The sequence below is a fragment of the Nostoc flagelliforme FACHB-838 genome, from assembly GCF_014698065.1.
GTDB lineage: Bacteria > Cyanobacteriota > Cyanobacteriia > Cyanobacteriales > Nostocaceae > Nostoc > Nostoc flagelliforme_B.
On sequence record NZ_JACJSI010000714.1, the window covers coordinates 1 to 1,609 of the forward strand.

The following is a 1,609-nucleotide window of genomic DNA, read 5'->3' on the forward strand; positions in this document are numbered from 1 at the left end:
CCAAGACTATCATTAACAACCTTAAAGCGATCTAAATCCAGGAATAGAACAGCAAATAAATTACCAGATTTAGCACGCTCGACTGTTTGCTTTAGCCGCTCCATAAATTGCATCCGGTTGGGCAAACCTGTTAATGCATCATGAAAAGCAATATTGACTAATCGCGCTTGGGCCTGCTGGCGCTCAAAAATCTCTTGTTTGAGGAGCATATTAGATTTTAATAGCTCGGCAGTTCGTTCCTCAACTCGGATTTCTAACTGCTCGTAGGCTTTTCGTAATGCTTCCTGATTCTGCTGACGCTGGGCAACTTGGGCTGAATGCTCTGTTTGAAGTTGCTGTTGGTGCCTAATTTTTTCAATGTAGTTATCAAAGAAATCAGCTAGACTTGGCTCTGATTCTAATAATTTACTTAATTGCTTAATAACTCGCTTATCTGTTTTATAAGAAACTTCGGGGTGAGCCTCTATCCACAGATGACACATTTTTATATAACTTATAAACGTAATTAAGTACTGGTAATTTACAAGCCCAAGCAGGCGACGCAGATGGGAGCGACAATCCTTACCCTGTTCTGGCTCCAGGAAAATGAATATTGAACAGTATAGTAAACTTTTTTCGAGTGCCTCACTCAAATCTGATAGGTTTATCAATTGGCTAGGTGAGCAGGCAAGTATATATAGGTATGCATCGATGTCGGTTGCCGTTGGCGGAGGCGATTCAAGCAAATTTAATATCTGCTGTGCTTCCACCCCCAGAGTGCGTAAGTGGCAACTATGACAAATTATACAATATGGTAAAGCACAGTAACGTGAAAGGTATGCAAAAAGCTTTTCCTTCAACATTGGCGATAAGGGATTATTAACATAGGCACAAAGCGTTTGTTGCCAGAGATTTTCCAACGCTTGTATGTTCTGCTCCGCTGGCTCAAAGAAAGAAGGAACAAAACCAAACTTCTTTGCGATTTCTGCCTTAATTTCCGCACTGGTTCGCATATATCATGATTTGAATTCCTTACCAAGATGCAGAAATTATAATAACCTGCAAACAAGCAGATTGATATAACCTTATACAAAAATTCCTTGAGTGTATGTGTAATGTTTAAGACAATTGAATTTTAGCGCGTCACATAGTACAACATATTTTTAATTCCCCACCCTCAGAAGAAACCACTCACACCAAAAAGCCTTATAAATAATAGGTTTGCCGTTAACAAGCTTGCCTTGCCATTGGGGTAAAAGTCCTTCTCACCTTCATAACGTTTCTGGGATGTAACTAATCAAAAGGAAGTCGAGTCGGCATTACAACAGAGTGAAGAACGATTCCGATTGGCTATTGAAAACATCCCTGATACATTTGTGATCTATGATGCCCAACGACGGTTACAGTATATCAATGCTTTTGGAGTTAAGCGGAGTGGTTATTCTCTGGAGGCACTTATTGGACACACAGATGAAGAAATAAATCCACCATCTGTGACAGATGCTTATCTACCAATTCTCAAAAAAACTGTGGAGACACGTACTCTGCAAACCGGAGAATGTACGATCAATTTGCCTGGTTGTGACCCTTTCACTATAGTTGTTACCTATGTGCCGCTTTTAAATGAATT

General features: G+C 39.9%; 2 protein-coding genes. One reads left to right on the forward strand and one right to left on the reverse strand.

Features of this window, described 5'->3' with window-relative positions; genetic code table 11:
* A partial coding sequence (locus H6G97_RS55270) for a diguanylate cyclase domain-containing protein (RefSeq protein ID WP_190947773.1) occupies window positions 1-992 on the reverse strand: 992 nt, incomplete at its 3' end.
* 333 nt (window positions 993-1,325) lie between these two features.
* On the opposite strand from H6G97_RS55270, the gene H6G97_RS51045 reads away from it, so the two are divergent.
* A partial coding sequence (locus H6G97_RS51045; protein WP_190947774.1) for a PAS domain-containing protein occupies window positions 1,326-1,609 on the forward strand: 284 nt, incomplete at its 3' end.